This is a genomic window from Salipaludibacillus keqinensis, assembly GCF_003226325.1.
Lineage (GTDB): Bacteria > Bacillota > Bacilli > Bacillales > Salisediminibacteriaceae > Salipaludibacillus > Salipaludibacillus keqinensis.
This window is the reverse complement of the sequence record NZ_PDOD01000001.1, coordinates 1253714-1278344: the sequence shown is the minus strand read 5'-3', so window position 1 is coordinate 1278344 and position 24631 is coordinate 1253714. Positions and strand designations below refer to the sequence as shown.

At 36.9% G+C, this 24631-nt stretch carries 21 protein-coding genes, 1 pseudogene and 1 riboswitch; of the genes and pseudogenes, 2 read left to right on the top strand and 20 right to left on the bottom strand.

What is annotated here, in order from left to right; all coding sequences use genetic code 11:
- Positions 1 to 5 precede the first annotated feature (5 nt).
- The 12 genes and pseudogenes from argJ to CR194_RS06330 form a co-directional block, all read right to left on the bottom strand.
- The gene (gene argJ / locus CR194_RS06375; protein WP_110608767.1) at positions 6 to 1232 is read right to left on the bottom strand and encodes a bifunctional glutamate N-acetyltransferase/amino-acid acetyltransferase ArgJ; all 1227 of its coding nucleotides are present in this window, start codon (positions 1230 to 1232) and stop codon (positions 6 to 8) included.
- 18 nt (positions 1233 to 1250) lie between these two features.
- Positions 1251 to 2291, bottom strand: coding sequence for an N-acetyl-gamma-glutamyl-phosphate reductase (gene argC, locus CR194_RS06370; protein WP_110608766.1), 1041 nt, complete (start codon positions 2289 to 2291; stop codon positions 1251 to 1253).
- Between the two features lie 209 nt (positions 2292 to 2500).
- The gene (gene cls, locus CR194_RS06365; protein ID WP_110608765.1) at positions 2501 to 3949 is read right to left on the bottom strand and encodes a cardiolipin synthase; all 1449 of its coding nucleotides are present in this window, start codon (positions 3947 to 3949) and stop codon (positions 2501 to 2503) included.
- A 232-nt stretch (positions 3950 to 4181) separates the two neighbouring features.
- Positions 4182 to 5141 (bottom strand): ring-cleaving dioxygenase, encoded by a 960-nt coding sequence (locus CR194_RS06360; protein WP_233254245.1) that lies wholly within the window; start codon positions 5139 to 5141, stop codon positions 4182 to 4184.
- A gap of 252 nt (positions 5142 to 5393) precedes the next feature.
- Positions 5394 to 7421 (bottom strand): prolyl oligopeptidase family serine peptidase, encoded by a 2028-nt coding sequence (locus CR194_RS06355; RefSeq protein ID WP_233254244.1) that lies wholly within the window; start codon positions 7419 to 7421, stop codon positions 5394 to 5396.
- A gap of 54 nt (positions 7422 to 7475) precedes the next feature.
- Complete coding sequence (locus CR194_RS06350; protein ID WP_110608763.1) at positions 7476 to 8417, bottom strand: serine hydrolase domain-containing protein; 942 nt, start codon at positions 8415 to 8417, stop codon at positions 7476 to 7478.
- A gap of 131 nt (positions 8418 to 8548) precedes the next feature.
- A complete protein-coding gene (gene msrA, locus CR194_RS06345) occupies positions 8549 to 9079 on the bottom strand; it encodes a peptide-methionine (S)-S-oxide reductase MsrA (RefSeq protein WP_110608762.1) in 531 nt (176 codons plus the stop codon).
- Between the two features lie 36 nt (positions 9080 to 9115).
- On the bottom strand, positions 9116 to 9625 hold the full coding sequence (locus CR194_RS20500) for a methyl-accepting chemotaxis protein (RefSeq protein ID WP_269845704.1): 510 nt from the start codon (positions 9623 to 9625) through the stop codon (positions 9116 to 9118).
- Positions 9626 to 9892: 267 nt separating this feature from the next.
- A pseudogene (locus CR194_RS20495) lies at positions 9893 to 10261 on the bottom strand (protoglobin domain-containing protein); the annotation flags it as partial.
- A gap of 12 nt (positions 10262 to 10273) precedes the next feature.
- Positions 10274 to 10435: a hypothetical protein gene (locus CR194_RS20210; protein ID WP_158282187.1), complete on the bottom strand. Its 162-nt coding sequence runs from the start codon at positions 10433 to 10435 to the stop codon at positions 10274 to 10276.
- Between the two features lie 279 nt (positions 10436 to 10714).
- The gene (gene msrA, locus CR194_RS06335) at positions 10715 to 11863 is read right to left on the bottom strand and encodes a peptide-methionine (S)-S-oxide reductase MsrA (protein ID WP_110608760.1); all 1149 of its coding nucleotides are present in this window, start codon (positions 11861 to 11863) and stop codon (positions 10715 to 10717) included.
- A 159-nt stretch (positions 11864 to 12022) separates the two neighbouring features.
- Positions 12023 to 12445 carry an organic hydroperoxide resistance protein gene (locus CR194_RS06330; protein ID WP_110608759.1) on the bottom strand — a complete coding sequence of 141 codons (423 nt, stop codon included), beginning with the start codon at positions 12443 to 12445 and terminating at the stop codon, positions 12023 to 12025.
- Between the two features lie 257 nt (positions 12446 to 12702).
- On the opposite strand from CR194_RS06330, the gene CR194_RS06325 reads away from it, so the two are divergent.
- On the top strand, positions 12703 to 13554 hold the full coding sequence (locus CR194_RS06325; protein WP_110608758.1) for an alpha/beta hydrolase: 852 nt from the start codon (positions 12703 to 12705) through the stop codon (positions 13552 to 13554).
- On the opposite strand, the gene CR194_RS06320 is transcribed toward CR194_RS06325, so the two are convergent.
- From CR194_RS06320 to CR194_RS06305, 4 genes are all read right to left on the bottom strand, one after another.
- The gene (locus CR194_RS06320) at positions 13551 to 14783 is read right to left on the bottom strand and encodes an NADH:flavin oxidoreductase/NADH oxidase family protein (RefSeq protein ID WP_110608757.1); all 1233 of its coding nucleotides are present in this window, start codon (positions 14781 to 14783) and stop codon (positions 13551 to 13553) included. The genes CR194_RS06325 and CR194_RS06320 overlap by 4 nt on opposite strands.
- A 47-nt stretch (positions 14784 to 14830) precedes the next feature.
- Positions 14831 to 15919: a C45 family autoproteolytic acyltransferase/hydolase gene (locus tag CR194_RS06315; RefSeq protein ID WP_110608756.1), complete on the bottom strand. Its 1089-nt coding sequence runs from the start codon at positions 15917 to 15919 to the stop codon at positions 14831 to 14833.
- 180 nt (positions 15920 to 16099) lie between these two features.
- Positions 16100 to 17137 (bottom strand): ribonucleotide-diphosphate reductase subunit beta, encoded by a 1038-nt coding sequence (locus CR194_RS06310; protein ID WP_110608755.1) that lies wholly within the window; start codon positions 17135 to 17137, stop codon positions 16100 to 16102.
- 14 nt (positions 17138 to 17151) lie between these two features.
- Positions 17152 to 19371: a ribonucleoside-diphosphate reductase subunit alpha gene (locus CR194_RS06305; protein ID WP_110608754.1), complete on the bottom strand. Its 2220-nt coding sequence runs from the start codon at positions 19369 to 19371 to the stop codon at positions 17152 to 17154.
- 178 nt (positions 19372 to 19549) lie between these two features.
- Positions 19550 to 19750, bottom strand: a riboswitch (cobalamin riboswitch).
- A gap of 284 nt (positions 19751 to 20034) precedes the next feature.
- Here CR194_RS06305 and CR194_RS06300 point away from each other — a divergent pair.
- Positions 20035 to 20550, top strand: a complete 516-nt coding sequence (locus CR194_RS06300) for a hypothetical protein (RefSeq protein WP_110608753.1) — start codon at positions 20035 to 20037, stop codon at positions 20548 to 20550.
- Positions 20551 to 20602: 52 nt separating this feature from the next.
- On the opposite strand, the gene CR194_RS06295 is transcribed toward CR194_RS06300, so the two are convergent.
- From CR194_RS06295 to CR194_RS06280, 4 genes are all read right to left on the bottom strand, one after another.
- Positions 20603 to 21784 (bottom strand): GTP-binding protein, encoded by a 1182-nt coding sequence (locus CR194_RS06295; protein WP_110608752.1) that lies wholly within the window; start codon positions 21782 to 21784, stop codon positions 20603 to 20605.
- Between the two features lie 201 nt (positions 21785 to 21985).
- Positions 21986 to 22858 carry a gamma-glutamylcyclotransferase gene (locus CR194_RS06290; RefSeq protein WP_110608751.1) on the bottom strand — a complete coding sequence of 291 codons (873 nt, stop codon included), beginning with the start codon at positions 22856 to 22858 and terminating at the stop codon, positions 21986 to 21988.
- 202 nt (positions 22859 to 23060) lie between these two features.
- Positions 23061 to 23618, bottom strand: a complete 558-nt coding sequence (locus tag CR194_RS06285) for a sugar O-acetyltransferase (RefSeq protein WP_110608750.1) — start codon at positions 23616 to 23618, stop codon at positions 23061 to 23063.
- A gap of 53 nt (positions 23619 to 23671) precedes the next feature.
- Complete coding sequence (locus CR194_RS06280) at positions 23672 to 24607, bottom strand: hypothetical protein (protein WP_110608749.1); 936 nt, start codon at positions 24605 to 24607, stop codon at positions 23672 to 23674.
- Positions 24608 to 24631 lie beyond the last annotated feature (24 nt).

The window sequence follows — 24631 nt, the reverse complement described above, 5'->3', positions numbered from 1 at the left end:
TCTCCTCACGTGCGATAAGATGCATTGATTTTCACGTATTCATACGTGAGATCGCATCCCCACGCTTTTGCTTCTGCCTCGCCATCTTGTAAGTCGATAATGATTTGAACTTGTTCTTGCAATAAGTAGTTTTTTCCTTCCTCTTCATCAAATTCCACTGGTAATCCATCAGTCACAACAGGAATTTCCCCTAATGAAACACACACTCTGTCAGGATTTACAGGCTGTTCACTGTACCCAATAGCACAAACGACTCTGCCCCAGTTGGGATCTGCTCCGTAAACAGCAGATTTTACTAAGTTTGAGGAGATTACTGCTTTGCCTACTTGATTGGCAGCGATGTCTGAAGGGGCACCTTTCACAATTACTTCTATAAGCTTTGTAGCTCCTTCCCCATCTTTGGCTATTTGTTTCGCTAATTCCTCACTAACATAGCGCAATGCCTCAACAAATAGTGCCCATTGCGGGTGGTCTTCTGAAAGTGGCTGATTTTGTTGCAATCCATTTGCTAGAAGGAGGACTGTATCATTGGTACTGCAATCCCCATCGACCGTAATCATATTAAACGTCTTGTTGGTTATGTGATTTAAAGCCCGTTGTAAACTATCTGGATCTACTTCGGCGTCTGTTGTTAAATAAGCAAGCATCGTAGCCATGTTAGGATGAATCATTCCGGATCCTTTCGCAGCACCGCCAATGGTGATCGTCTTTCCATCGATTTCAACCTCTACCGCAAAATGTTTTGTACACGTATCTGTCGTTAAAATGGCTTGTTCAAACCGATCAGTTGATTGGTTTTCTTTAAGATCCATTGAACGAATGGCAGATGATATTTTCTCCATTGGTAAATGGACACCGATTAATCCGGTGGAGGCCACTGCAACGTGATGAGGTTTGACTGACAATTTTTGAGCAGCTAATTGTTGAGTTTCTAGTGCATCACTCATACCTTGAGCTCCTGTACAGGAATTAGCTACGCCCGAATTGACAACGATTGCCTGCAACTTTTGATCAATGGCGATACTATCTTTTGTCACTTTTAAAGGGGCAGCTTGAAAAGAGTTCATTGTATAAACTCCCGCAGCCGTTGCAGGAACATCTGAATGTAGCCAACCGAAATCTAGCTTTGATTTTCTAATGCCACAATGTAAACCACCTGCCGAAAACCCTTTTGCGCTAGTTACATGACCTTTCTTTACAAATTGAATCTTTGATTTTGAAGTAGTAACCACGGTAACCTCTCCTTTCTTTTATGGGAACACTGGTATTTGACGTAATCCTAGATCAACAGGCCAGCCATTCATCAGGTTGGCGTTTTGTATTGCTTGACCCGCTGCCCCTTTTACGAGGTTATCTATCGCAGAAATGACCACAAGCTGACGAGTCCGTTCGTCAATATACACTCCGATATCACAGTAATTACTGCCGTAGACTTCTTTAGTAGCTGGATACGATTCTAAATTTCTAACTCTAACAAACGGATGAGATTGATAGAATTTTTGATAGATTTCATGAACTTCTTGCACGTTGATAGATTGATTTAATCTTCCATACATCGTGCAAAGAAGCCCTCGTGTCATAGGGATAAGGTGAGTCGTCATATTTATAACCACCGATTGGTTTGCTTCTTTTGATAAGTATTGTTCAATTTCTGGAATATGTTGATGTTTGCCAATCTTATAAGGTTTAACATTTTCATTCGTCTCTGAAAAATGAGTCATGATGGAAGTTTTTCTTCCAGCTCCTGAAACTCCTGTTTTTCCATCAATAATAATGGAAGAAGTGTCGATTAAATCGTTCTGAACGGCCGGGATCATACCTAGCAAACTAGCCGTCGAGTAACACCCTGGATTTGAACAGATGTGAGCACCTTGGATTTCGTTTGGATAGATTTCCGAAAGACCATACACCGCATTGTCTAAAAGATTTTGGCTAGCTGGTTTCCCACCGTACCATTTCTCATAATCGGACGGATTCGACAGCCTTAAATCACCTGACAAATCAATGCATTGTATCGGTGAATCGAGAAATTGAGGTAACATTTCCTTTGTGACACCTGCTGGGGTAGCAAAGAATACGATGTCTATTTTGTCACGAATCTTTATGAAATCGAACGCTTCCAAAGGAGCATCGATGTAAGTTGCTAAATGAGGATACATCTCTTCTAATAAATGCCCTTCTTGAGATTGAGAGATAATTTGAGTTAATTTTAAGTAGTCATGTCCTTCTATAAACCTGATTAACTCAAGAGCGCCATAACCCGTTCCACCTACAATTGCTACGTTCTTCAAAGTGCGACCATCCTTTCGCATATCTATATATGATTTAATTCATTATTATACTTACAGGTACATATATATGCAATCTATTTATGAAATTTATTTAATTTTTATACAAAATTATTTTCAATTAACCTAATAAAATCAACTTTTACAGTTAGTTCGTTGCATAAAAAAACACCAAGTATCAATTATACTTGGTGTTTCCTTGGATATTTTGTTTATAAAATTGGTGAAAGAAGTCTAGAGATAGATTCTTTAAATGAAATCCATTTCGACCGTTTATTATATAACTCTTCCGTTAATCTTGTTGAGTCAAGCATGTCTTTTTCAAATGCTTGGGCTAAAATTTCTGACGTTTCTTGGTCATAGATAAATGCATTTATTTCAAAGTTTAATTTGAAACTCCTCATATCAATATTAGCTGTACCTACGGAGTTCATTTTTCGGTCAACTACAATCGATTTGGCATGAATAAATCCTTTATCATAAATATAAATTTTAGCTCCTGAACCTAACAATTTTCCAATGTGGGAAAGAGTTGCCCAATATATAAATGGGTGATCGGGCTTATTTGGAATCATAATTCTTACATCCTTCCCCGTCAATGAAGCGACTCTTAATGCATCTAATAAACTTTGATCAGGAATAAAATAAGGTGTTTGAATGTAGATCGACTCTTGTGCAGTCATAATCATTTTCATATATCCATTTTTAATTTGCTCCCATTCTGAATCTGGTCCACTGGAGACCATCTGTACGGTAGCATTTCCTTGATTCGTTTTCATTGGGAAGTATCTTGGTTCATAATCAATATCATTCGGTTTTGACGCTTGATTCCAATCCAATATAAACCTCGTTTGCATTGGATCAACAGCATTTCCTTCAATGCGTAAATGAGTATCTCGCCAATACCCGAATTTTTTACTCTTACCTATATATTCGTCTCCCACATTGAAACCACCTACATATCCTATTTGTCCATCTATAATGCACAACTTACGATGATTACGGTAGTTCAGACGAAAGTTCAATAACGCGAAGCGGGACGGAAAGAAAACTCCCACCTCTCCTCCTTCTTCGATCAGGCTTTTAAAATGCTTCACTCTAAGTTTTCGAGATCCGAGCTCGTCATAAAGGATTCGAACGGTAATTCCTTCTCGAGCTCTTTCTGTCAGTGCATCTATCAATTTCTTTCCAAGTTGATCATTACGAAAAATATAGTATTGAATATGAATGTGATCTTGTGCTTGTTTAATGTCTGCTATAAGTTGATCAAATTTCTCTTTTCCATCGGTGAGAACGTCAATCTTATTGTCTTTTGTTAAAATAGCATCATTATTGATCAAATGCATATAAATCAAATCTCGGTAAGGATCAACATTTTCATCATGGTATTTAAACTCAGGGTTTCGGATTTGTTCAATTTGTTTCGTAATGATATCCGCAATACCTACTTTTTTTATTCCTGCCCAGTCAAACAAACGACTTCTCGTTAAATTTTGACCAAGAAATAAATAAATCACAAACCCTAAAAATGGGATGAAAAATAGAATTAATACCCATGCCCAAGTGGCTGAAGCGTCTCTTCTTTCAATAAATATGATAATCCCTGCGAAAAGAATATTAAAAAAGAATAAGACCACTAAAAAAATAGAAAGTATATCCATACGTCCTCCAGTTTAATAAAGCATAAATGCTTTAAGTACTCTATGATGATATTTTTTACTGAAAAGTAGAAAATATCAAGAACAGCCTTTCCCTCACCCCCTCTACCTCTGAGTCCTTGAATAGCTTTTTCCTCATGATTCAACTGATATCCTTTAATAAAATCATGTTTTTTCTGTATGTTTCACTTTTGTATTTTATCTTATTAACCCTCGACCTGTATATGTTTATCTTTTATGTTGTTAGTGGTTTTAACTTTGATTCAATGGATTCTCTTTGATCTTCAAAATAAGGGGGTAAAGCTAAATTTTCCCCAAGTGTTTCAAACGGCTCATCCCCTTCAAACCCTGGTCCATCGGTAGCTAGCTCAAATAATATTCCATTTGATTCACGGAAATAAACCGATCGGAAATAATATCTTTCAACAAAACCAGAATTCATCATTCCATGTGACTCTAAGTGGCGAACCCATTTATGAAGATCTTCTTCATTTTCAACTCGAAAAGCTACGTGGTGAACACTTCCCCTTCCAGGTCTTTCAACGGGTAAATCTTCTCTTCCACTTACGTGCACTTCCGCTCCTGTTCCTCCTTCGCCAGTCGAGAATACGACGACTTCATGCCCCTCTATCTGAAATCGTCCTGTTTCAATAAAGCCTAAAACTTCAGTTAATGTTTTATACAATTTCTCCGGGCGAGGTACGGTTAATTGCACTGGACCAAGTCCAGTGATCCCCTTGTCTGTTGGGACTGGACTTTGATCCCAAGGAACTCCTCCCTTGACCCCTATATTTCGTTCATCGGAAATTAATTGGAGTCGTTGGCCTTCAAAATCTATGAAATCAACAACATTTCGTCCATATCTGTTTTGTATGCCTTCGTGCTTCACCTGATATTTATTGAAACGATCAATCCAATAATGAAGAGCTTCGTCCGTCGAGACTCTTAATGCTGTTTGACTAATACTACGGGTCCCTTGGTAGGTTCTTCCCGCATTGGGTATTTCAAAGAAAGTCAAATCTGTCCCTGGGTTGCCTCTTTCGTCTGCATAAAAAAGGTGATACATGCTCGTATCATCTTGGTTTACTGTTTTTTTAACTAATCGCATACCTAGAATTTTTGTGTAAAAGTCATAGTTTTTTTCTGCATTAGCAGTTAGAGCTGAAACATGGTGGATTCCTTTTAATGGTTTCATCATTTATCCCTCACTTATTGAAATGGTTTCTCTGTAATGTAGTATTCTATAAAAGCATGCCCTGTCACGAGAAATAATGATCACTTAATGTTTGGAAGACTCCTTCTCCTGAGACTCTCGTCGTATATCGAATACTGATCCTTTTTATGACGACAAACCTAATAAGCTCCCTTATTTAAATCCACCTTCAGTTCTCACGAAATAAAGGTGGATTTGAAGATTGTCATCAAATATTAATTTTGTATGCTAAAGTTATTCAAGTTCTTTATCAAGAAATGTATAGAAGTCTACCCATTCATCAATCACTTTCGAAGTAGGTTTGCCTAATCCATGACCGGCTTTTGATTCTAATCGTAAGACAAGCGTTGAAGATGGATCAGCTTGGTCTGATAGGGTAGCAACGAATTTTTTTGCATGGGCTGGAACAACTCGATCGTCACTCTCTGCGGTCGCTACGAGAAGTGATGGATACAACTGACCTTGCTTAATATTATGCAGAGGAGAGTATCGATATAAAAATGAAAAATGATCTTTGTTCTCAGGATGACCATATTCAGGAATCCAATAACTTCCAATTGTAAATTTGTGATAACGAAGCATATCAATGACGGGAACTCGACAGATAACAGCTCCGAACAAGTCTGGTCGCTGAGTCATACTCGCTGCAACAAGAAGGCCTCCATTCGATCCACCCATGATCGACAGCTTCTTCGAATTGGTGTAGCCTTCGTCTATGAGCCATTCACTCGCAGAAATAAAATCATCAAAGACATTTTGTTTGTTTTGTAGCATTCCAGCACGATGCCATTCTTCGCCCAGTTCGCCTCCGCCGCGAAGGTTAGCAACAGCGTATACACCGCCTTTCTCTAACCATCTAAGAACTGCAGGATTAAACGACGGGGTCAGACTAATATTAAATCCTCCATATCCAGTTAAGATCACAGAGTTCTCGCCACTTAGAACTATGTCTTTTTTATGGGTAACAAACATTGAGATGGTCGTCCCGTCTTTTGATTTGTAGAAGACTTGGTTTGTTTCATATTCATCAGTGTTGAACGAAAGAGTAGATCGGGCAAACTCTTCTATTCCTTCATTATCTAAGTTATATTGGTAAATGATTCCTGGATTTAAAAAAGAAGCGATACCAAAATAAACGTATGGATCATCTGCTGAACAAGTTACGCCTGTTAATGAACCTGTTTGTGGAAGAGTGACTTCATGTAAATACTGTCCGTCCGCGCGGATGATATGAATTTCGTGTCTTGCGTTCTTTAAATATGTGACAACAAACATTCCGTTAGCAAATTTTGCATCAGTAATGACGGAATCATTTTCTGGAGCTATTTCTTTTATGAGTGGCTCCCCACTGTCGTCAAGATTAATTGACACAATCTTTCCTTTTGGAGAGTTAAGGTCTGTTTTAAAGAAAAAGGTAGAACCGATATTACCAGCAAATGAGTACTCGGCATCTTGTTGGTCAAATAACCGAAGGAAAGATTGCGTGGGGGCGCCAATCCTCCTAAAATAAAATCGATTAGCTGAAGCCGTTCCTTCACTTATATGCAAACATAGATACTGACCATCTTCTGTTACAAAAGGAGATAAGAGCAACTCATCGTTTTCTGGATGTTCATAAATAAGCTGGTCTTCCGTTTGAAACGTATGAAGAGAATGATAATATAGCTTATTAACATACTTATCATTTCCTAAACCTTCTTGCTCATCAAGATCAAATCGACTATAATAAAAGCCTTTTTCATCAGGAGTCCAAGCAATATTCGTGAACTTTACATGATCAATTTTGTCTGGTAAATCATGTCCCGACTCCAAGTCCTTCACTCGGATTTGCTGCCAGTCGCTCCCATGTTCGGAAGTAGAATAGGCAAGATAGCGACCTTGTTTGCTCACTGCTGTTTGGATCAACGCTACTGTTCCATCCTCTGACAAAGAGTTTGGATCTAAAATAACTTTATTCACGGCACCTCTTTTCATATATAAAGAGGCTTGATTCTGTAATCCGTCATTCTTTTGATAGTATAATGTATCTTTTACTTTAACAGGAACAAAATACTTCGGGTAGTCCCACATTTCAGTTAACCTTTTTCGATCTTCTTCTTCCGTTTCACTCTCTGAAAAGTAGTGAGATGATTTTTCTTTTTGGGTATGACTCCATGCGATTGTATCTTCATCAAGTTCATTTTCAAGCCATCGAAACGGATCTCTCACTTCTTGTCCAAAAATATGATCTGCAGTATCGGTTTTTTTCATATGGTTCTCCATAACAATCCCTCCATTTATAGTAATATTGTTGCATTGAACCATTCGTTCGTACGTTTAATCAAGGATATAACGAACAAACCATTGGTATGGTAAAAGGCTTTCTTTATTAGATAAATTAGCGGTAAATACCACCGCTAATTGCTGTTCAGGAGATATAAATAAAAACTTCCCTCCCCTTCCTGCAGCATAATAAAAAGCTGGTTTCTCATCACTTACCCACCAATGGAATCCATAAGCTTGCTTCCATTTATCCGTTGAAACGTGAGGTCGGGTCGCTTCTTCTATCCAGTCAGCCGGCAGTATCTGTCTGTCATTCCAAATACCCTTCTGTAAATATAATACTGCATATTTCATCGCATCTATCGGAGTCATATAGAGGCCATAGCCTCCGATGGACACATGGTCAGATGATTTCTTCCATTGATAATCATCAATCCCTAACGGCTGAAATAAGTATTCATTTGCAAAGTCTTGTGTCGATTTTCTTGTTGCTACTTGAAGAATCGCGCTCAATAGATGAGAATCTGAATTATTATAAACCATTTTTTCTCCAGGCGAATGTTTTAATGGTTCATTTAAAATAGTTTCAGTCCAATTTTCTGAAGTCGCCACATTCGTCCATTTCCTTGGATCAAATCCTGAAGTCATTGTCAACAAATGACGAAGAGTTATTTGATTCACTTCGCTTGACTGACTTTCTCTAGGTGAAAAAAAATCCGAAAGAGGCTGTTCGAGCGAAGTTAAATAACCTTTTTCCAAAGCAATTCCTATAAGTGAAGACAGGAAAGATTTTGTTACGGAATTCACTTTATGTAGTTGAGTAGCTAATTTAAGTTTTTTCTCAAATGTGTAAACAAGGACATTATCTTGGTAGATCAAGCAAGATTCCATTTGCTCGTGCTCAAACTGTTGTTCAAGTTTGTCTATGTTATTTTCTTTTAAACTTGAATGTGATAAAGATTTAGATGGAAAAAAAGATGAATCAATTTTAGGCATTCCCCATCCTGCTCCCTTCTAAATTAAATGTCTGTTATTGCCATTCCCTGTTCTTTAGTTAGGTAATCCTGCTTCATTAATTCATTGAAAAAGGACCACTCCACTTAGAAGTCGCCCTGTCGGTTTTAATATTATGACCAGTTTTCATAAATAAACAAATCTCTGCCAGATTGGACTCGTTCTTGTTTATATCTTTTCGGGTGTTTCTTATAAAATTTCTGATGTTCTTCCTCAGCCTCATAGAACGTAGTTGCTGGTAAAATTTTAGTCACTATTGGATCTTTAAAAGGACCGTCTGTTTTCATTTTCAATAGAGATTGTTCAGCTAACTGCTTTTGTTCCTCATCATGGTAAAAAATCGCCGAACGATACTGAGGACCTCTGTCTATAAATTGTCCCCCGTCATCGGTTGGATCAATTTGTGGCCAAAAGATTTCCAGTAATTGATGATAAGAAAAAACAAAGGGGTCATATGTAATTTGAATAACCTCATAATGACCGCTTTTTCCAGTTTGAACTTGATTATAAGTTGGGTAAGTAAGGTGGCCGCCAGAATAACCAGAAAGAACTTCCTTAATACCTGGTAACTCGTCGAATGGCTTGACCATACACCAGAAACAGCCTCCGGCAAAGGTCGCTTTTTTGAAATTCTTTCTTGTCATCGATCATGCCTCCTTCGATCACAAGAGCTTTTAAAATTAATCCTTCATCGTCAATTTTTGTCCTTTTTCTAAAAGCTCATTTGATACGTGAGATAAATTTTTAGTCGATCCAGCTAATTCCTTTACAGAGTCAACAATGAGATCCAATTCGTTTTTATTCGTATGAAACATTTCATTGTAGTTTTCCATTTCGATTTTAACACCTGCAAAGCTAGATTTCACGTCATTTAACTTTTTGTCTGATTCACTTGTTGCTTTGTTCATCGTAGATAAGGACTCTACTAGCTGATTTGTATTTTGATTACTTTCAGATGATAAGTCGATAATTGATTGCGTAATCTTTTTAGAGTTTTCGGCTAACTTACGAACTTCATCAGCTACAACAGCAAAGCCTTTTCCTGCTTCTCCAGCTCTAGCTGCTTCTATGGAAGCATTTAAAGCAAGCAAATTGGTCTGATCGGCAATTTGTTCTATCTGACCCGTCATGTTGGATATATCTTCTGAAATTTTCTTCATCTCTTCCACTTTCTTTGTTCCCCGGTCCATTTGGTCCAGTAACACTTTAAACGAAACTGTCATTTCTTCAATATTCTTTTCGCTCGTTCTCGTTAAACTTAAAAGATTTTGATTACTTTTCATCGTCATTTCTGTATCTCGACTAACTTTCTCTGCACGGCCCGCTGCTACTTCTAGACCAGCTTCATTTTCATCGACCATCGCAGCAAGTTGTTGGCTAAGGCCATTAAGTTCTTCCTGAAGACTTCGTTGTTCTTGATTTAAATCGACAATTTGTTGAACTTTACTATCGATATATGTTTCTACAACAAGTTGAGCGTCTAAATTCATGACATCCGTCAAAGCAATAAGAGTGTTAGATAATTTATCTGGATCTTGAATGTATAGTTTCACTATTTGAGGGATTAATAAACTATTAAATGCTTGATAAGTAGCTAAGAACCAACCGACTGGTAGTTCCCCGCGGTTGTGAGTTGCGCCAATTCGTTTTCTTACTTCTATATATTTCTCATCTATACTTCCAGCTAATAAAGTGTCTAAGTACATAGAAAATACTTGCTTCAATCTTTCTCGCGATGAATGAGTTTCAGCAATGACGACCAATTCTTTAAATTGATACACATGATCTAAAACCATATCAAGAAACTGATCTTTCATTTCTAATACATGAGGCTTTAATTATTGTAATACTGCCAATTTTTCTTTTGTTACATTCATATACTTTAAGCGATTTTCAATCGTTTGGTCTTGAAGTGATACCTTTATCCCATTTGAATAATTAAATTCAGGATTATAGTCGGATTTTTTATTACGATTTGCCTTCATAGTAAAAATACCCATTGGTTATCTCCTCTTTTATGTAACTTTTGTTTAAGTTCTTTATACCTATTGTAAACCATTTCATGGATAAATCAACTATGTTTATTTATTAAATTCTTTATGATTGAGGCTTTAGGCAATAAACAGTATATATCTATTATACTTTATTACTTTAACACAGCACAATAAAAAAACACTTCAAGTGAAGTGTTTTTTTACAAATATAGTAAACGATGTTGTGGTTATTTAGTGATTTTTGTATGAATGTGCTAGGTTTTGTTCTGTTGAATCAAAAACCATTTATTCTTCAAATAAATATAAAAATTCTTCGTATCCTTCTTCTTCCATTTCCTCTTTCGGTATAAACGACAATGCTGCTGAATTCATACAATATCTTAATCCTGTGGGCTCTGGTCCATCAGTAAATACGTGACCTAAATGAGAATCTGCGAATTTACTTCTTATTTCTGTCCGTCTTATGAGGAGATGCCAATCATCTTCCTCGACAATCGTTTCTTCTAAAATCGGTTGGGTAAAACTTGGCCAACCTGTATCTGAATCATATTGATGGGTGGAACTAAATAAAGGTTCTCCTGATAAAATATCTACATAAATGCCATCTTCGTAGTGGTTCCAATAAGCGTTTCGGTAAGCTGGTTCGGTTCCATCTTCTTGAGTAACCTCAAACTGAATAGGTGTTAAACGCTCTTTTAATTCTTCTTCATCTTCTTTTTCATATGTTCTCCAAAATGCGATATTCTCCTCTTCAGGCATGGCTACTGTATAATTTCGTTCATGTTCTTCCCAATGTTCATCCAAAAATTCATCTCTGCCTGAATTAGAACGATAAAATTCATATCTAACTGGATTTTCTTTATAGTAATTTTGGTGATAATCTTCTGCACGATAAAAAGTAGTAGCCTCAGAAATGGTGGTTACAATCGGATCACTGAACCGGCCAGATTGTGATAGCTGCTCTTTAGATTCTTCAGCTAGCTGCCTTTGTTCTTCATCGTAATAAAATATCCCTGACCTATAGGGTTCTCCCCGATCAACGAACTGACCTTCATCGTCAGTCGGATCGATTTGTCGCCAAAAAACTTGCAATAAATCTTCATAACTGACCATTTCAGGATCAAAAATGACTTGAACGGCTTCAACATGACCACTATCACCACTCGCAACATCTTCATATGAAGGGTTTTCTATCTCCCCTCCTATATAACCAGCTACAACCTCATTAACTCCTTCAATATTCTCAAACGGTGGCTCCATGCACCAGAAACATCCACCAGCAAATGTAGCTACTTCTCTTGTGTCTTCTTCTGATAATTCTATAGGTTCGCTACCATAAGAACGGGATGTGAAATAGTCGTATACGATAGGAATAAATATTACGCTTAATATAGCAAAGACAGAAACGATGGTGAAAATGACTAGTTTTTTCACCTGCCGACCCCTCCTTCTTGATGTACTTTATTATATTGGCTACGTCTTAGCTATTATTATACTTATTTTCTTTTGAAAACTCATGAATAGCGACTTACCTTCTTTATAAAAGACACTAAAAAGCCTGAAAGCTAAGCTTTCAGGCTTTTGCTATATCAATTAATTTCCTTTTATAACTAAATCCACATCAATATTGCCTCTCGTTGCTTTAGAGTACGGGCAGAATTCATGAGCTTTATGAGCTAATTCTTCTGCTTCAGATTGACTTACACCTGAGATATTAACGTGAAGAGTGACACCAATTTTAAATCCTCCGTCAGAAGGATCTTTAATTAGGCTGACTTCACCAGTAATTTCTGAATCAATTTCTTTCTTGTCTTTGGAGGCCATTAAATTCAATGCACCATCGTAACATGCCGCGTATCCAGCAGCAAATAACTGTTCTGGATTAGAGGCGTTGTTAGGAAGATCTCCTCCCTTAGGCATAGACAAGTCAACATCAATTACACCATTATCTGACTTCACGTGTCCTTCACGGCCACCTTTAACCGTTGCAGTTGTTGAAAATACTTTCTCAGCCATACTCAACACTCCTTCATTAATTTGTTAAATTGTCCTACAACATACTATATTTACTTTTTCAGAGAAATCTAAACCCCTTTTCATTTCGGCCCAACTATAAAGATATAAATGATTACCTATTTTCATTCATAATTCAAGAAAGTTCTCTCCTGTAAACATTCAATTCTTAGTCAAATATTGTACCGACTGTTATACTTAATTTCAGATAATAAACCAATCCATTAATATAAATAAAATCTTCAAAGGAGACATTTTTCATGAGCCACATAACATCATTGTTTACTTTCTCAGACAAGGCAAATATCCCTTACTACGAATTTCCTAGCGAAAGAAAGACGAATAAAGTCCTTCTATGTATTCATGGAATTACTTCTGAATTGGATCAATTATTTAAAATGGCTGAACTCCTACGATCAGAAGTAAGCATTGATATTCATATCCCTGTTTTAAGAGGCTATACATCTTTTGAGTCGGGTAAAGGAGATCTTAATGAACAAGGACGGTATGACCTAGACTTGCAAGAAATGATAGATGAATTATCCAAAGAGTATGAGGAGATCTTCTTGTTAGGGCATTCAATGGGAGCAGGAAATCTTCTCCGGTATTCCTTGGAACAACCGTCTAATCATATAGTTGATATTTTCCTAGTTTCCCCTTTTATACATCCTAGTTTAGATGTGTTTCATGATAACAATGGTGATCAAAAAGAAGGGGATTACGAAATATTTTTCAAACGGGCAGCGGCACTGAGCATGCTTGATCGACTGAACGTTCATTTTTTCTCTTACTTACCCGTGGTAAAAATTCCATTACGTGAAATTCCTTACGACGAAACATCAACTGTCAAATCTTACACTTTAAGTTTCAGGTTGATGATGTCTAGGTTTATTAAAGACCCGTCCATATTGAACTCGGCTCCTCTACACTTTTATCGAATATTCTTAGGCTCCCAGGATGAAGTGATCAGTGGACTAAAGTTCAAAAAGTATTGGGAAACAGAAGTGGGAGGCGATGTTTATCTCGCTAGCACCCATGACCACAATAGTATTTTAACTAGTAGCGAACTGATCAATGACTTGATTCGAAGTGTAAATAAGTCATTCGTTTAAGCTCTCCTTTGTTGAAAAACTTCTTTTCCGTTTTTGACAATTGTAAGAAAGAGGGAAAGTAACGGCGGAAATGTCGGGTTCGTTGCTTTTCCATTAGCTATTCTTTCCAACTGTTGACTGTACCAAGTTAATTCCAGCATGGCTCTTTTATCAATAAAAGGAATTCCAGTCTTGATAGGAGCTAACTCTAATAGAGGAACGTGATTATGTAGCAACTTATTAGGGTAATCTGGATAAACAGCCAAAGGTCTAGCCAATCCAATAAAATCTGTTGCCTTATCTTCCAAAGCTTCTTCCATTCCTTTTAATGACCGAAAGCCACCTGTTACGACTATCGGGATGTTTGATTGCTGCTTCAATTTCTCTGCATATTCTATAAAGTAAGCCTCTCTTTTAGCAGTGGAAGGTTTAATACTTTTCCCTGTCATTTCCGGATTCTCATACGTCCCGCCAGAAATTTCTATCAGGTCAACTCCTAATTGATCCAATTGGTCAATAACATAACTTGATTCCTGCTCATTAAAGCCTGCTTTCATAAAATCAGAACTATTAATTTTCACTCCAATTGGAAAATCACTACCTACTTTTGAACGAATCGTTGAATAAATTTCCTTTAAAAACCTGAATCTGTTTTGAACACTCCCTCCCCACTCGTCTTTTCTCTGGTTATGGTGTGGAGAGAGAAACTGGCTGATTAAATAACCATGAGCAGCATGAATTTGAACACCTGTAAACCCTGCTTCTTTAGCTAATTGAGCTGTTCGTGCAAATTTCTCTATTATTTTTTTAATTTCTTCTGAAGTGAGTGCTCTGCACGTAGGGAAAAAACGTTGTAATGCTGGTTCAAAAGGAATGGCGGAAGGTGCAACGGCTTCTTTAACAACTCCTTTAAATACTTGCTTGCCAGGATGGTTGATTTGCATCCATAATTGAGTACCATTCTTAGTTCCAGCCTTTGCCCAATCTTCAAATAGATTTAAATGATCTCCATTTTCTAGGACGACATTTCGTGGTTCTCCTAAAGCTTTCCTGTCTATCATCACGTTACCCGTCACAACAATACCTGCGCCTCCCTCAGCCCAAACTTTATAAAGTTCAACGATTTGTTCAGTAGGAAGATGATTGCGTGAGGCCAAACCTTCACTCATGGCAGACTTAAATATTCGGTTTTTCACAGTAATATGTTTATTTAAAGCGTACGGTTGGAAAAGATATCTCCCGTCAGACATAATACACCCTCTTTCGAATACGTTAATGAACTTCAACAGTGATCAGATTATATGTTAATAAAACCATTAGATTCTACTTGTTCAGGTATTTCCAGGTGGTCTGTTCCTTCAATTTCTGGCAACACCCCTCTTATCTTTCTAATGACTGTCTTTTTTCCTTTTAGCCAATCTTCGAATGAGAATCTGACTTTCAGGGCATCAACGCCTATTCCTACATTCACTTCTAAATTCTTCGTATCATAAACAGCCGTATGGATTGTACCTGACCAATTCCTATAATCTAATTTACAGATCCCGTATTTTCGATCGTTTAAAAATTGAAAGATATTTTCAGCAGACGGTTTACCCTTTTGAAAACGCTGAAGCTTTACCAATCTAGACTGGGATTCTTCAATTTTATAACGATTTTCATTCAATTTTGTTAACGTTTGAAAGTGATTTGTGCAGGCTCCTAAATGTTCATCCATTACATTAACGCCTTTTGAAGAGGCTTCAACAACCATGCTATTCCCTGACCGATCAGCTAACGAATAATTAAATGCATGTCGATGAGGAATGTCTTTTAATCTTTCGACAGCTTGAGAAACATTTTCGCAAGAATCTAATACAAACCGAGCAATGCTCGTACATATGAAGCCGTCTTCTGGCCTTAATCGATTCACGAAGTGGTAGCCTAAAGCTAATCCTTTTTCATTCATACCATCCATTCTCCCTATCATTCTTTGAGCAAACCCAATATGAGCGAATCCATGGTTAGGTTGCCAGAGAACAAAACGTCCATCATACGTTTTGGGGTGATAATCATAGTTCCTGCCATAGACGCCATCCTTCATAATGGCGCTGCATCCGGATTTTTTCCAGCTTTGCTGATAGCCTCCATACTCATGCATCACATCTTGTACACTCCACCCTAATTCATCTGCTATTCCTTGAACCTCTTCTATGAGAGAAGGAGAGTATGTGTGCATAAACTGTTTAGCGACCTGATAGTCCGACGTATATTTTCGAATGGATTTTTTTCGGCGGTTCAGGTGTTTTTGGAATAGAGGTGTGTCTTTTAATGCTTTAGCTTGGTTCACACCAAATGTATAAGCGTTACCTCGCCCCTGGAGAACGTTCACTTCAATTTTCATCATTTCAATACTCCTCTATATATATGAATAGACAACATTCTCTATATTAATGTCATTTCATTGCCGTTGATGATATTTAGGACAATTATACAGAGAATAACTAGAAAAACAAAAGATTATGAATGAAGAAAAAGCAGGCGCTTTTTGTTATCAGCCCCTACTTTTTATGAATTCATCGAACCACTACAAATCATCAAACCCATTGTCTTCGGATACTTTTGTGTATTGTCGTGATTTTTGTTCGAAAAAGTCCGTCTTCCCTTGATTCACATTTTCGTATACTTTCATCCATTTCATTGGGTTTGACCGATGGCCTTCAAAAGGACGCTCAACGCCTAATTCATTAACCCGTTTATTTGCCATGAATTTAATATAATCCTCTAAATCACTTATTGGAATTTCAGGGATGTTGTTCCCAATAATATGATGTGCCCACTTAATTTCCAACTCGGTAGCCTCTATAAACGTTGATTGGACGAAATCGTCTATTTCTTCCGATTGTAATTTAGGAAATTCAACACGGAGTTCTTTGAATATATTAGCAAATAGATAGACATGGAGCTGTTCGTCTCTATTTATATAATTGATCATCGTTGAAGTAGAGACCATTTTTTGATTTCGAGCCATATGGTAAAAGAAACTAAATCCTGAATAAAAGTTCAGTCCTTCTAAAATGACATCATATACAATGGATTTCAATAGAGTTTCAGGTGTTGGGTTGTTAATAAACGATTCATACCCATGAGCGATAAAATCGTTTCTCTCTCTTAAGACCGGATCATGCTTCCAGTATTCAAAAATTTCGTCTTGTTCATCTTTGTTAACGAGACTAGATAAAACGTAAGAGTAACTTTGATTGTGAACGACTTCTTGAAAGGCCAATACAGTCATGAGTGCATTTAAGCTTGAATCGGTTAAATATTTAGAAACATGCATGGCATAATCGGTTTGAATACTATCTAGAAACGCTAGTAAACCGATGATTTTCTTAAAAGCTTCTTCTTCTTTAGTAGACAAATCGGCAAATTGTTTCACATCTGAATTCATATTAATTTCAAAAGGTGTCCAGAAGTTTCCTAACATGTTTTTATATAATGGATAGGCCCAAGAAAAACGAACATCATCCCAATTTAGCACGTTGGAACTTTCGCCTAAAATAATACCGGTGGAGGCGTTTGGGGCCTCCACATTGTACAACTTTCTTTCAGTTAATTTTGTCATTTTATTCCCTCCTGTTAACTTGAGCAGCTCTCACAATCTTCTAAGTCACTTGAAGTTGATCTAACATAATAAGTAGTTTTCAGGCCGTTTTTCCATGCATCCATATGAAGAGCTAATAACTCTTTCGCTTTAATTGTATTTTTTACGTATAAATTAAACGATACGGATTGATCAATATGTTTTTGACGGGCACCATTTTGCTTTATGCTCCAATGCTGATCAATTGAATGGGCTGGTTTGTAATACCATGTTGTATCTTTATTCAAATTTGGTGCTGTGACAGGAATTTTATAGTTTTTCTTTTCTTCAGCATACTCTTTTCTAAAAATAGGGTCGATGGAAGCCGTAGAGCCCGCAATTAAAGACGTACTAGAGTTAGGAGCAACAGCCATTAAGTAACCATTGCGAAGTCCATATGTTTTCACTTCTTGCTTTAACGCATTCCAACGTTCTGACTGATAACCTCTCTGTTCAAAATACTCTCCTGTGTGAAAAGTGGATCCCTTAAATACAGAATAAGCTCCTTTCTCTTGCGCTAATTCCATACTTGCTTTTACTGTGTAATAATGAATAACTTCGTAAAGTTCATCTGCATATTGAACAGCCTTGTTAGACTCCCACGGTATTCTCATTTCAGTAAGTAAATGATGCCAGCCAAATGTCCCAAGACCGATAGCTCGGTATTTCTGATTCGTTATTTGTGCCTGTGGAACTTCGATTGTATTCATGTCTATGACGTTATCAAGCATACGAACTTGGATTGTAATTAACCTTTCTAGTACATCATCTTTTACCGCTGTAGCTAGGGAGATTGAGCTTAGATTACACACCACATAATCTCCTGACTTTTTCTTTGTGATGATTTCCCCATCAGTTGTCCAATGTTCAGTTATTGTTGTTGAACTCATATTTTGCATAATCTCAGTACATAGATTAGAGGAATAAATCATACCTTTATGACGATTGGGGTTAAGCCTATTTACAGTGTCTCTATAAAACATGTAAGGCGTTCCTGTCTCTAATTGAGCAATCATCACTCGTTTCATGATATCTATAGCCGGCACTTTAATAGAGGATAAGTCTTCATTGGCAACGCAAGCATCGTAAGACCTTCTGAAACTCCCTTCTCCTTCTTCTTCATCATAGAAGTCTTCTAAAGAGAAACCCATCACTTGACGAACTTCATGAGGGTCAAACAAATGCCAATCTTGTCGCGCTTCAACTTTTTCCATAAATAAATCAGGAATGCATAATCCAGTAAATAAGTCATGGGTTCGCTGTCTCTCATCGCCATTATTTAACTTGGCATCTAAAAACGAGAATACATCTTTATGCCACACATCCAAATAGACAGCGACCGCTCCTTGACGCTGACCTAATTGATCTACACTAACAGCTGTGTTGTTTAATTGTTTCATCCAAGGTAGAACTCCAGATGACGTTCCTTTAAACCCTTTAATAGAAGATCCTTTCGCTCTAATTTTACCTAAGTAAATACCTAATCCCCCCCCATTTTTACTGACAGTCGCTGCATCGGTATTACTATCAAAAATACCTCTTAAGCTATCATCGACTGTATCAATGAAGCAACTAGATAATTGACCGTGAGTTTTCCCTGCGTTAGCTAAAGTGGGGGTAGCTACAGTCATATATAAATGAGAAAGAGCCCAATATGCTTCTTGAACGAGTTCAATTCGTTTATTTTCTGGCTCATTACTCATTAAACTCATGGCAATAATCATGAATCTCTCTTGAGGTAACTCTAGTAATTCTCCGGTATGACTTCGAGCCAAATAGCGATCAGCTAGTGTTTTCAGACCGATATATGTAAATTTATCGTCTCGGTCAGCCACTAATGATTCTCCTAGCTTTGTTAATTCTTCTAAAGTGTATTTAGTAAGCAGATCCTTTTTATAAAAACCTTTGTCCACCAGTTGAAGCACTAGTAGATGAAATTTTTCATATGCCTCGACTTGTCTGTTCATGGACACTTCTTCATACAGCTTGTGACAATATAGAGTTGAAGCGACATATGTCCAATCAGCTTCGGCTGCTGATAACTGATCTAGTGCAGTAACAACTGGGATCGTTTCTGCAGTGATGTTATTGTTATTAAGTAAGTTTAGTCTTGTTAAAAATGGTTCCCATGTAAGGTGTGGAAATCGTTCTTTTAATTGTTCAATAATTTCGTTTATTCCCCTCATCTTCAAAGTGCTTTCCATTACGTTCATCATCCTTCCAAAAATCATCTTTAATTGATTAAGACCTTACAATTACTCAACAAAAAAACCTTCCTGATTTCAGGAAGGTTAATAAGAACGGCAGTTTCAGAATGGTTTCCGAAAGATAAGCCCACGTACAAAAAGGTAAGTGGTCATCTACCGTTTCTCATTCTCAACCCCCGAAGATCAGAAACTGGAGAAAATCAAGGCAGGTCTCCTGACTTATGCTTCGTCCTACTTTGAGCCTTCCCGTATAATCGCCATGTCCATGACACTCTTATACAGTGGTTATCTCATTTCGTCCACATTTACAGTTGCGGGGACAGTCCCGGAATTGAACCGGGTTCCCTATTAAGCCTTACTTGAAGGCACCTTGTTTTCTATAATATGAAATTATTCATCTATATATTGATCATTACCGATAAGTTTTATCAATATATCGATATGTTCTAGATTAACTCACTTATTTTATTATTGCAAGTGACTATTTTACATTACTTTGTTATCCGTTGATCAATCCCGATCAGCTAGCATTGAGATTAGGTAGATGAAGATTTTCTACACAAGATTTTTAAAATTAAATGTACTTAAACATATTGAAATTTATCTTTATATTTAGTAGAATATCGAAATTGTGAGTTTCTATATTACAACATTTCGAGAGGAGTCATTACCATGGTCGCCCCTGCATTATTAGATCCTAAGCAGGAAAATAACAAAGAAAAGATAATTGAAGACTATGAGGAATTAGAGTTTCAAATATTTCGTATGCAAGAGAACATGAAAGAAATCGCTAAAAAATGGAATGTACTTGGGATAGATCAAACCCGAAAAGAAAATTGGATTATTATTTATGCCTCGGACGATGGAAATGTATGTAAAATCATGGCGCATGATTGCAATCGTCCATTTTTAGGGAAGTGGGATTTTTCCATTCACGCCCACTACAAAGATGATTATCACGTTCAAATAGATGATATTCGCGGAGAAGAAAATCGCGGATACGGTTCTGTATGTATGAAATTCTTAAAAGAATATACTATGGAACAAAACGTTCATACTATTTCAGGGAATATCTCGGATCGAGATTGGGATCACGTGGATAGACTCGTTCACTTTTACAAAAAGCATCGATTTCATATTGATATTGAACCCACTGACAAATCAGGGAAAATATATTGGACACCTTAGTGAAACTGCCGAGGCTCACCCTCGCCTCGGCAGACACCTATTTAAGCGATTATTAGACATCCCATGGAAATGGATCCTCCATACCTTTCCAGTCTGAGGACAATTCTTCATCGGTTAATAAACACGAATCAAGTGATTGAATAATCGTTTCCTTATCCATATCTATTCCTATGAAAACAAGCTCGTTTTTCCTGTCGCCATACTGTTCACTCCACTCAGCAACCATATCAGGGTTATCTTGAAGGAATTGCGATTGCTTTTCTAATGACATGGATCCTACCCAAAAAGAAACGGGGTCTAAAGAAACGGAAGGTCCAGCTTGAGAAAAGAGCAAAGCTAAATCATTCCTTGTTGCACACCAAGCAATCCCTTTCGCTCTCACCACTCCTTCTGGAAATTGATCTCCCCATTCGAAAAACCGCTGAGAATGGAACGGGCGATCTCGTTTATATACAAAGGAAGTAATCCCATATTCATCCGTTTCAGGAGTGTGTTCTTCTGCCTCGAGCTCTTTTAGCCACCCAGCAGACATACTCACTTCTTCAAAATTAAACAAGCCAGTGTTTAATATCTCGGACGCTGGGATTTTACCGTCTATTGTTTTGAGAAGTTTCGCATCAGGTTGCAACTTCCTTAATACTTTTTCAAGAGATTTTAATTCCTTCTCAGAAATCATACCTGTCTTATTTAATACAAGTACGTCACAAAATTCAATTTGATCAACTAAGAGATCTGAAACATCTCTGATATCATCATCTGAACTTGCTTGCTGTCTCTCCAATAAACTTTCCCCAGACTTATAATCATGCCAAAAACGGTTAGCATCAACAACTGTGACCATGGTATCTAATTTGCAAGTTTCTGTTAAATCAACTCCAACTTCTTCATCAATGTACGAGAACGTTTGAGCAACAGGTACAGGTTCCGAGATTCCGGTCGATTCGATGACAATATAATCAATATCTCCTTTTTTGGCCAGTTTATCTACTTCAAGAAGCAAATCTTCTCTTAAAGTACAGCAAATGCATCCATTGGACATTTCTACAAGTTTTTCCTCTGTTCTGCTAAAGCCATTATGTTCCACAAGTTGGGAATCTATATTGATTTCACTCATGTCATTGACTATTACAGCGACTTTTTTCCCTTCACGATTAGATAGTATGTTATTTAGAATCGTGGTTTTTCCGGCACCTAAATAGCCACTAAGAACGGTTACAGGTATTTTAGAGTTCATATATAACTCTCCTTTTTTAAATCGTAATAATTACTATTTAAATCTTACAAACATATTGTATGATTGTAAAGTGTTTTTACTAACAATCTAAATAAGGTCATGAATTAAATATCTAAAATCATGCTTATATCGGTTCCTGTGGAAAGCTTAGAGTCGGAAAAAAAGGCCAAGTATTATAAAATACCTGACCTTAAAGAAAAGTTAGCTAGAGAATGTAAACCCAACAGAATCCAGTTTAGTTTGTAACTTAACGAAATAATCATTTGAGAGTCTTCCCTTAGCACCTCTTAAAATTTCCGTAGCATAATGCTCAGGTGGTGCTGTACAAGGATGCTTGTCGATCACAGAAAATGTAAGAACATCTTCGTGGATCTCTCCTTTGATTTCAACGTCAATAAATGTCGGTCGATAATTGTTAGAATGAACTCCTTCTCTTACAAACAAGTATTCAACGGCATCACGAGGGATAGTGTACACGATTCCCTCTACATAGTCCTCCCCACTAGCTTCTTTAATATCAGCTCGGGCCCCGTCTGGCCTTGGAAACGAATAAAGAAATTCATATCCTTTCACCCTACCTACAGCCACTTCTTTGGAAAAATGATCCAGCATTCCTGCTTGTTTGATTCTGGCAGTATCCATACAAGATCCATACGCAAAGTATTTTACTTCATTAAAGGACGTGTACCATTGATTGACTTTCCAATCTTGAAAAGGAATGTGGTGAACTAAATGTTCATCGTTTTCAGCATTAAGTACATATACCCAAGCATCAATAATTCCAATATCTGTTTCAACCTGTTTTTCCTGTCGTTCATAAAGGTTATCTTTTCTGCCAGGTGTGTAACCTTCAAGAACATCTAAATTTGCTAGTATATTATCATCTACGTTATAGATTTCACCATAAACGTAAGACTCCCCTTTTAACATTAAGGCTGGATACCCTTGGCCAGTATTAAATAAAGACCCTTTTAATTTAGCTTGTTGAGAAACAAGCTTAGCTCTTTTTAATAATCCATGGTTACTTTCGTTTTTTCTTAAAGTTCCGTAAACAAAAACATTGGTATCCTTCATACTGTCCCTCCCTCTATAAAATCTATCATCTCAACAGACCTTCCCTTTAAGTCTGCTAGCCAAGAAGTTTCTTTCACAGATGAATATAATTAGTCTACTATATATTCTAGACAAGAAAAACATCTCCCCTATTAGAAGGAAGATATTTATCTTTAATTAAAATGACTGTGTGAAGAATGACTTCACTATCTCCATTTCGAAACTATTGATGTACATACTTCAATATTCTTGCAGGATTTCCACCAACTACAGCATAATCAGGGACGTCTTTTGTAACAACAGATCCAGACCCTATAACTGCATTATTGCCAATCGTTACCCCTGGATTAATAATTGCACCTCCACCGATCCACACATCATGACCAATGACTACCGGTTTGCCAAATTCTTTTCCAGAAGACCGCTCTGTTGGATCTAAAGGGTGTGTGGCAGTGTAAATTTGTACTTGTGGTGCAATCATACACCGATCACCAATCGTAATTGAGCAAACATCTAAAAAGGTACAATTAAAATTAGCAAAAAAGTCATCTCCCACGTGAATATTGGAACCATAATCACAGAAAAACGGCGGTTCAAGAAATACGTTCTTACCTGCTGAGCCAAAAAGTTTTCTGAGTAATGATTCTTTCCCCGTATAATCAGTTACCGCTAACTCATTTAGCCATTTCATCATTTCTCTTGCGTTCTCTCTTTCCTTTAATAATTGTGGATCGGCAGGTTTATAAAGAGAACCCTGTAACATTTTTTCTTTTTCAGTCATATCGTTTACCTCTTTCTAAGAGTTTAGTTTACATAATAAAATTATCGTAACCTTTATGCTTTTTCAATTAGCTTGATTCTTTTTAAAGATAATTCTCTTAATTTATGATTCATTTCTTTTTGATCGCTTTGTAATTGGTCCAAGGTTTGACTCACTAATTGGTTCGTTTCTTCAATTTGACTAGCAGCTTGGGAAATCTTATCATGAACCATCCAATTTACAATGATCCCATCAAAGAAATAATCTGCAAATGTTAGTAACTCTCCAATTTCTAAATCTACTTTCATATGGTTTTGGATATCAATCAATTCATCTTGAAATTGTCTTAAGCGCTTTTCGGCTGTATGGACTGTTTTTTTGGCTGAATCTAAATGGCTGTGTTTGACCGCAGTAGTGATTAAACCACCACCAAATATATCGAAAGTTGACCATCCTTTCGCTCTATCAAAAGAGGTTCCAGCTTCGTTTAATGCCCTTTTAGCTATTGTACCGGCTTCAATAGCTTCGTCAAATTCTTGAACTGCGCCCAAAAGCTCAGCCTCTTTATCTGTTATGTCATAGAGCTCTTCACTCCATATGCTTTCACTGTCATGGATTAATTGTTCTTTACGTTCAAGTAAGCTATTATAATCTTTTGCCATATCACCTAATGATGTTATGTGAGATTCATAATCAGCTAATTCTTGTTGAAGTTCTTCTAGCATTTTATAAGCTTCCTGGTATTGTAGTTTCGCAATGATCACTTCTTTTTCATATGTGTTTAATTTTTCTTGTTTATTACCAGCAATCGTAGCGAGAACGTTTGATAACGAGAACCCTTGCAGTTTTTCAACATCTTCTTTTTCAGCGATAAGCTTTTCTTCTAAGTGAAGCACTTTCTTCTCTTTAGAATTTACTTGAGTATGTAATCGTTCAGTATGTTCTTTCCACTTTTTTTCTCTTCTCATTTTCTCTTTCATTTCAACAATTTCTTCATTTAAGCTTTTCATTTTTATCACTCCTAACTTTTCTTT

What these genes read in the sequence shown, in the direction of transcription:
- CR194_RS06280 (WP_110608749.1), bottom strand. Translation starts at nt 24,607, where the DNA reads ATGAAAAGCTTAAATGAAGAAATTGTTGAAATGAAAGAGAAAATGAGA.
- CR194_RS20500 (WP_269845704.1), bottom strand. Translation starts at nt 9,625, where the DNA reads ATGGACCGGGGAACAAAGAAAGTGGAAGAGATGAAGAAAATTTCAGAA.
- CR194_RS06330 (WP_110608759.1), bottom strand. Translation starts at nt 12,445, where the DNA reads ATGGCTGAGAAAGTATTTTCAACAACTGCAACGGTTAAAGGTGGCCGT.
- CR194_RS06320 (WP_110608757.1), bottom strand. Translation starts at nt 14,783, where the DNA reads ATGTCTGACGGGAGATATCTTTTCCAACCGTACGCTTTAAATAAACAT.
- CR194_RS20210 (WP_158282187.1), bottom strand. Translation starts at nt 10,435, where the DNA reads ATGGGTATTTTTACTATGAAGGCAAATCGTAATAAAAAATCCGACTAT.
- CR194_RS06315 (WP_110608756.1), bottom strand. Translation starts at nt 15,919, where the DNA reads ATGATGAAAATTGAAGTGAACGTTCTCCAGGGGCGAGGTAACGCTTAT.
- CR194_RS06290 (WP_110608751.1), bottom strand. Translation starts at nt 22,858, where the DNA reads ATGAAGGATACCAATGTTTTTGTTTACGGAACTTTAAGAAAAAACGAA.
- CR194_RS06360 (WP_233254245.1), bottom strand. Translation starts at nt 5,141, where the DNA reads ATGAAACCATTAAAAGGAATCCACCATGTTTCAGCTCTAACTGCTAAT.
- CR194_RS06325 (WP_110608758.1), top strand. Translation starts at nt 12,703, where the DNA reads ATGAGCCACATAACATCATTGTTTACTTTCTCAGACAAGGCAAATATC.
- msrA (WP_110608762.1), bottom strand. Translation starts at nt 9,079, where the DNA reads ATGACAAGAAAGAATTTCAAAAAAGCGACCTTTGCCGGAGGCTGTTTC.
- CR194_RS06300 (WP_110608753.1), top strand. Translation starts at nt 20,035, where the DNA reads ATGGTCGCCCCTGCATTATTAGATCCTAAGCAGGAAAATAACAAAGAA.
- CR194_RS06305 (WP_110608754.1), bottom strand. Translation starts at nt 19,371, where the DNA reads ATGATGAACGTAATGGAAAGCACTTTGAAGATGAGGGGAATAAACGAA.
- cls (WP_110608765.1), bottom strand. Translation starts at nt 3,949, where the DNA reads ATGGATATACTTTCTATTTTTTTAGTGGTCTTATTCTTTTTTAATATT.
- CR194_RS06295 (WP_110608752.1), bottom strand. Translation starts at nt 21,784, where the DNA reads ATGAACTCTAAAATACCTGTAACCGTTCTTAGTGGCTATTTAGGTGCC.
- CR194_RS06285 (WP_110608750.1), bottom strand. Translation starts at nt 23,618, where the DNA reads ATGACTGAAAAAGAAAAAATGTTACAGGGTTCTCTTTATAAACCTGCC.
- CR194_RS06355 (WP_233254244.1), bottom strand. Translation starts at nt 7,421, where the DNA reads ATGGAGAACCATATGAAAAAAACCGATACTGCAGATCATATTTTTGGA.
- CR194_RS06350 (WP_110608763.1), bottom strand. Translation starts at nt 8,417, where the DNA reads ATGCCTAAAATTGATTCATCTTTTTTTCCATCTAAATCTTTATCACAT.
- CR194_RS06310 (WP_110608755.1), bottom strand. Translation starts at nt 17,137, where the DNA reads ATGACAAAATTAACTGAAAGAAAGTTGTACAATGTGGAGGCCCCAAAC.